This is a genomic window from Bradyrhizobium centrolobii (genome assembly GCF_001641635.1).
Classification (GTDB): Bacteria; Pseudomonadota; Alphaproteobacteria; order Rhizobiales; family Xanthobacteraceae; genus Bradyrhizobium; species Bradyrhizobium centrolobii.
In genome coordinates this window covers 164,547-170,673 of record NZ_LUUB01000038.1, presented here as the reverse complement: position 1 = coordinate 170,673, position 6,127 = coordinate 164,547, and the positions used below count along the sequence as shown (strand labels likewise).

The 6,127-nt window shown below is 65.7% G+C and carries 8 protein-coding genes; 3 read left to right on the top strand and 5 right to left on the bottom strand.

Translation table 11 applies throughout. The features are described 5' to 3' along the window. Positions 1–33: 33 nt before the first annotated feature. Together AYJ54_RS09600 and AYJ54_RS09595 are read right to left on the bottom strand one after the other, a co-directional pair. Positions 34–447 (bottom strand): DUF3830 family protein, encoded by a 414-nt coding sequence (locus AYJ54_RS09600; protein ID WP_063698647.1) that lies wholly within the window; start codon positions 445–447, stop codon positions 34–36. A gap of 90 nt (positions 448–537) precedes the next feature. Further along, positions 538–816 carry a hypothetical protein gene (locus tag AYJ54_RS09595; RefSeq protein ID WP_063698644.1) on the bottom strand — a complete coding sequence of 93 codons (279 nt, stop codon included), beginning with the start codon at positions 814–816 and terminating at the stop codon, positions 538–540. Between the two features lie 224 nt (positions 817–1,040). On the opposite strand from AYJ54_RS09595, the gene AYJ54_RS09590 reads away from it, so the two are divergent. Then, positions 1,041–1,259, top strand: a complete 219-nt coding sequence (locus AYJ54_RS09590) for a hypothetical protein (RefSeq protein ID WP_063698642.1) — start codon at positions 1,041–1,043, stop codon at positions 1,257–1,259. Between the two features lie 163 nt (positions 1,260–1,422). On the opposite strand, the gene AYJ54_RS09585 is transcribed toward AYJ54_RS09590, so the two are convergent. After that, positions 1,423–1,803: a hypothetical protein gene (locus AYJ54_RS09585; RefSeq protein WP_063698640.1), complete on the bottom strand. Its 381-nt coding sequence runs from the start codon at positions 1,801–1,803 to the stop codon at positions 1,423–1,425. Between the two features lie 290 nt (positions 1,804–2,093). Between AYJ54_RS09585 and AYJ54_RS09580 the strand changes: the two genes are divergently transcribed. Both AYJ54_RS09580 and AYJ54_RS09575 read left to right on the top strand, forming a co-directional pair. Then, the gene (locus AYJ54_RS09580; RefSeq protein WP_063698638.1) at positions 2,094–2,348 is read left to right on the top strand and encodes a DUF2798 domain-containing protein; all 255 of its coding nucleotides are present in this window, start codon (positions 2,094–2,096) and stop codon (positions 2,346–2,348) included. Positions 2,349–2,409: 61 nt separating this feature from the next. After that, a complete protein-coding gene (locus AYJ54_RS09575) occupies positions 2,410–3,636 on the top strand; it encodes an MFS transporter (RefSeq protein WP_063698636.1) in 1,227 nt (408 codons plus the stop codon). Between the two features lie 15 nt (positions 3,637–3,651). On the opposite strand, the gene AYJ54_RS09570 is transcribed toward AYJ54_RS09575, so the two are convergent. After that, positions 3,652–4,962, bottom strand: coding sequence for an alpha/beta hydrolase (locus AYJ54_RS09570; protein ID WP_136623570.1), 1,311 nt, complete (start codon positions 4,960–4,962; stop codon positions 3,652–3,654). Between the two features lie 312 nt (positions 4,963–5,274). Beyond that, a complete protein-coding gene (locus tag AYJ54_RS09565; RefSeq protein WP_245328953.1) occupies positions 5,275–6,078 on the bottom strand; it encodes a hypothetical protein in 804 nt (267 codons plus the stop codon). Between the last annotated feature and the right edge of the window lie 49 nt (positions 6,079–6,127).

Below are 6,127 nucleotides of genomic sequence, written 5' to 3'. Positions count from 1 at the left end.
GCGAAGATCGCGCGGGTAGCGGGCGTCCGCCACTTAGACTTCCTCGAAGCGGATCGGCTGGGCGCCCTTCCACAGCACGGTCTTGCCGAGCGCGGCGAGATTTTCCAGGCCCGAGGTCAACGTGATGAAATGGTTGCCGGCAAGCTGGCCCATCTTGCTCGCGAAGTGCACGCCGCCATAGGCGAGCAGGATCTCGGTCTCGCTGATGCCGCCGGGATAGAGGATGATCTGGCCGGGCCCGGGATAGCTCGTATGGTTCTCGTAGCCGACGCCGAAGTCGAGGTCGCCGAGCGGCATCCACACGGCCTCGCCGCTCCAGCGCACATGGATGATGTGGCTCTCGAACGGCATGGCCTTGCGGAACGCGGCGACGGTCTTGGGCGCAAGTTGCTCCTCGAAGCGGGCATCGAAGGTGAAATCGCCTGCGCGGATAACGAGTTTGCTCATCTCATCTCTCTGAGTCGGGGGCCGTGACCCCACGGGGAACTCTCAAGCAAAGAGCACTCCGGAGGGGCTCGCGCAAGGGGCTCGGGCCCATCACCTGCGGTCGTAAGACCAGCCCAAAATGCCGCTTCGCCGCACTTCCAGCTCCGGCTCGGCGGCCGGAGGCGGCGCTTCCTTCAGTTCCGCCTGCGGCGGCGGCGCGGGCGGCGCCGGCAGGTTCTCGCATTTCATGGAGTAGACCAGCTTGCCGTCCGCGGTCCGCCCGATGGGGGCGCAGGGATCCGGATGGGCCGCCGAGGCCTTCGGTGTCAATTTGACCTGCGCCGCAGCCGGCGAGGCCATCAACAGCAGGACCAACAAATATCTCGACATCGTTGTCGCTCGAAAACTCAATTCTCCCCATTCAACCGGATTGCGCCGGTTAAGTCCATCGGCAGCAAAGGTGGGGTTGCCGAATATTTAGCCGAGATCAAAAAATTTGCTCGCCCCATCGTGATGGCGACACCGGTGATATCCGGCAGGGCGCATCGCCATGTCAGCGGCGACGACGAATGCAGTCCTTTCACAGCCGGAGCGTCGTCACGGGAGAACCAACGATGCGAACGAACTTCACCATCCTCGGCGCCACGCTGATCGCCGCCGTCACCATCCAGACCGCCGCAGCGAGCGACCGCCACCACATCCGCAAGGCGCACCCCGCGCCGTCCACGCAGTCGGTACGCGACTCCAACGCCGCGATCTGGCCGTCACAGCCGACCGAGCCCGACTGGTCGCGCTACGTCAACGGCGCAATGTCAGCGCCGGCGGGACGGTGATGTGAAACGCTGGATGCTTCGCGCCGAGCGAAGCATCCCATCGAACTCCTTGGGTGTCGTCCTGGCAAAAACCAGGACGGCGCTGAAAGAAAGCTAGCGTGCACCCCTGCTTCAACGTCGTCCTTGCGATCGCAGCGAAGCAATCCGGAATCTTGGATTACGATCAATACGGCCTGTAGTAATAGCGCGGCCCGCCATAATAGCCGTAGCCGGGATCGTAATAAGTGCGCGGGCCGCCGTAATAGTAGTTGTCTTCGTAGTACTCACGCCGCCGGCTCTCCGCGATGGCCCCCGCGATCAGTCCTGTAGCAGCACCCATGAAGGCAAGGCCTGCTGCACTCGGGCCCCGACGATAATAGCGGTGGCGGCGGGCGGCGCTGAAGTCGGTCGCCACGGATGCGTTCGAGCTTGCGGCGGCCGCCTTCCCAGCCGCGGTCGAGGCCGCAGCCGAAGGCGATGCAGAGGTCGCAACAAGGGCGAGGCTTGCGAACGCGGCCAACACGGTGTTGCGGCCAACTCTGGAATTCACGGGTCTATCAGTCATCTGACCTTCCTCTGTTCTCGCCCAAAGAAGAGATATGCAAACGACATCAAACGCGCAAACCATTGAGATGGTTTCATGATCGCGGCAAACTGCCACGCTTTGAACGATTGTAAACCGAACAATCAAGTCGAGCTTGATCGATGCAACCTAAGCGGATAATGAAAAGCCGCGCCGTGTTTCGGTCGCCGTAAGCGTTTCACGTGAACCAACGCATCAACCGACGCCGTCGGGATCGATGCCATTTCAGGGTTCAACGTGATCGACGCGTTCTTTTCCTCAAGAGAAATCCGATGATTGGGGTTCGCAAACTGCCGGCGCGCTATGCGCCGATCGTGATGCCATTGGTGCTATCCATCCTCATGACAGCCGTGGTGTCGATCATTTCGACACTGAAGAGCCTCGGGCCGACGCCTGCGTTCCTGGCGACCTGGCCAGGCGCCTGGGGGCTGTCCTGGCTCGTCGCCTTTCCGACGCTCCTGGTGGTCCTGCCGATGGTCCGCCGGATCGTGGCATGCCTCGTCGCTTCTCCATCCCAACCAGGCTAACAGCCGGCGTGGACGGCGGCGCATGTAGCGCGCGCCGTCCCGCTTCCAGATTGTCACCACCTTGGATCAAGCTTCCACGTTTCCCACCTCACCCGTCGCGCTGTCGCGACATCCTCCGCTGCTGCTCTACATCGCGTCGCGAAGCCTGTCGGAATTCTCCTATCAGGTCGCAACCGTCGCGGTCGGCTGGCAGATCTATGCGCTGACCGGCAGCGCCTTCTACCTCGGCCTCGCCGGGCTCGTGCAGTTCATCCCGAGCGCGATCCTGGTGTTTGTCGCCGGACATGCGGCGGATCGTTACGACCGCCGGCGCATCGTTCAGCTCTGCGAGCTCGTGCAAGGCCTCACAGCCGGTTATCTCGCCGTGCGGCTGCTCGCGGGGACGCTGACCACGCCCGAGATATTTGTCGCGCTCGGCGTGTTCGGCCTTGCCGGCGCCTTCGAGAGCCCGGCTTCGTCCGCGCTGCTGCCCGCCGTCGCACCGGAAGGCATGCGGCAACGGGCGACCGCGCTGTCAACCGGCGCCTGGCAGGTCGCAACCATTGGCGGCCCGGCAATCGGCGGGCTCGCCTACGCGCTCTCGCCCGGCGCACCCTTCGTGCTGATGGCGATGCTGTCGCTGATTGCCAGCGCCCTCAGCGGCATGATCCGGGTCGAACGTGTTGCGGCCACCGAGCACGAGGGTCTCGATGGCTTGTTTGCCGGCCTACACTTCGTACGCAGCAATCCCGCAATCCTCGGCACCATCTCGCTCGACCTGTTCGCGGTGCTGCTCGGCGGCGCCACCGCCCTGCTGCCGATCTACGCCAAGGACATCCTGCAGGCCGGCCCGTGGGCGCTCGGCGTGATGCGCGCGGCACCGGCGGTCGGCGCGCTCCTGATGACCGCGGTGATCGCGCGCCATCCGATCGCGCGGCGCGCGGGCCTCAGGATGTTCCAGGCGGTGATCGCCTTCGGGCTCGCGACGATCGTGTTCGCGCTGTCGCGGAACGTCTGGCTCTCGATCATCGCATTGATGGCGATGGGCGCGGCCGACACGATCAGCGTCGTGGTGCGCGTCGCGCTGGTGCAGCTTGCGACACCCGATGCGATGCGCGGCCGCGTCGGCGCCGTCAACTTCCTCTTCATCAACGCCTCCAACCAGCTCGGCGAATTCGAAAGCGGCACAACTGCTGCCCTGCTCGGCGCGATGCCGGCCGTCCTGCTCGGCGGGATCGGCACCATCGCAATCGCGCTGTTGTGGATGCGGCTGTTTCCCGTCTTGCGCGAGGTTGACCAGCTGGAATGAGCGCGCATGCAGTGCCTAACTGCGGTAGTTCCAGTATTTTCGGAGCGCATCACCCGCGGCCTGAAGGTCGAAGCGCTGGTCCGGCGCGAGCCGTTGGACGATCAGGCTGAACATGTCGTTCAGGATCGAGCGCTTGCTGCCGAAATAGGAATGATGCAGCCCGACGAGGCTGGTATCGACCAGCGACGCATCGATCGTGTCGACGCCGTCGACGACCAGGAGCGCCTCGCCGGCCTCGCCCGCCCTGGGATAGCCGTGCACGAATTTCGAGGCCATCAGCGCGACATCGCGCGACGAGGCATAGAGCGTACAGCGCCGCGCAGAGCCCTTGAACTTCGCGGCGAGCTGGACGAAGCGGTCGCGATCGATGTCGGGCGCGGCAAAGACGACCTGGCACAGCGTTGCGGCGCCCGCCGGCAATTGCCAGGACGTGGCGCGCTCCAGCGTATTGATGAGCGCGCGGTTGCCCATGCTGTGGGCGATGACGTGGACCTCGCGCGCGCCGATTTCAGTCAGCGCAAGCTGGAGAAACGCCTCGAAATGGTCGCGCGACCATTCGATCGTGCCTTCGTCCACAGCGTACTGCTTCGGGTCCGCGGCCGATGCCCAGCTATACAACAGCGTTCTGCCGGCGAATTTCAGGTCGACGGAGATCTGCGCGGCCCGCCGTGCTGCATCCTCGAACGACACGTTGTAGCCATGCACGAAGACGAGCACGTCGCGCTCGTCGGCGGTCGCAAGCGAGTCCTTCAGGGTTGGGGTGAACACGTCCTGGCCAAGCGGCTGGACCGCCTTCAGGATCACGTGCTTCGCGGGATCAGCCGAGAATTCGAGGCGCCACCAGCTCGGGCCGGTCAACTCACCGAGGTCGCGGCCGCGCGTCGGCACGCTCACTTCTGCGACCCCGAACGCCGGCTCCCCGCGCCGGCCCGTATAGTAGCTCGCCGGCGCGTCGCCGCCGCGCGCACGATCCGTGCCGTAGAACACGGGAATCGTGACGATGCCGGTGACGTCGTCGGTGCTGGGCCGGACGACCTGCGACGGCAGGGGGACCCGGCCACGGCGGACCACGGTCTCGGTGGAAATTGTCGGCGCCGCCGGTTGCATGGCGCGCCGGACCAGCTCCGCGGCCGGGGTCTCCGCGAGCAGCCGCTGGACCAGCGCGTCGAGCGTCCGGCGCAGCTCCGCCGGATCGTCGCCGCGGCCGGCGCGCCCGGCGAGCTCCAGCAATTCATCGCTATAGGTCGGCCATTTGTCGCCGAGCAGATCCTTCAACCTGGGCCCGAGGTCGAGCAAGGCAAGCAACAGGCGCAGCGTCTCGGACATCGCCCATCCCTCGTCGCTGAGGCCGGCCAGGGACACGGCCCGGCGCAGCGACTACCCTAGAGGTTGCAGAGAATCTGGCAAGTCCGCCGCGCGTGCGGATGCCGTGTTGCCGGGCTGGGCGTCGCTAGGGAAGCGCCCCCAGAGCGCCGCGCGTGGCCTTGTCGATCTCCTTGACATAGCGGCGGCGACCCCACGACCCCAGCGCGAACGAACTCGCGCCGGATCACGTGGACCGGCTGAATTAGATTTACGGTCGCGGGCTCTCGTCCCCGCGAACCGAGCGGAGCGGGCCAAGAAGGATATCGATCGCGACTATTGTTGTGCGGATCGCAGCTGCAACGGAGCCGGCCGCTGCACCGTGGCATGCGGTGACGACGTTGCCTGCGCCGGCTTGCGCGTCGCGGCCGCAGCCGGACGTGGCGCAGGCGCGGGTGCTGCGCTCGTCTTCTGCCCCGCGCCGGGTCGGTCAGGCGTTTTCCCGGCGGTCTCGGACATCTTGTTGTCAGGCGTCTTGTTGTCAGGCGTCTTGGCGACAAGGCGCGCCATTTGCTCCTGGCCTGCCTTCAACTCGTCGGCGAGCCTGGCGCTGTCGAGGGAGATTTGCTCCTGGTTCGCCTTCAATTGCGCCTGGCTCTCCTTGAGCTGGTCGATGCCTTGCTGCACGTTTGCGAGATCGCTCGCCAACTTCTGCAGCAACTCCGTCAACTCCGGGGGGAGCGTGCTCCCGGTCGGCACGGCCGCCTCCGGTATGGCCTCGGCGGCCGGTGCCGGTTCCGGCGATGCCGGCGGCGCCTGGGCCAGCTCAGCGGCCGGGCTCGGCTGAGCGTCGCGCGCCGGCTCTGCTTGCGACTGCGACGACGTCGCAGCGCGCAGCGGTGCCCAGCCGGCGATCATCTGCCTGGCCGTATCACCGTAGGATGATTGCGAGATCAAGGCAGCGGTACCAATTCCCGCCGCCAGCCCCAGACCGACGAGGCCGCGGAGCGCCGGCCGGCCGCTCCGCGGCCGGCTGCGCGCGGTATCGCGCTCCAGCCTGGAAAGCTGCTCACTGGCGCGCGCGATCTGTTCATCAACGCTCTTGATTTTCTCAAAGGTGTGCGTGAGCTCTTCGTCCATGCGCGCGGACATCGCATCACGCGGCTCAATCTGTGTCGTTACGGAGTTC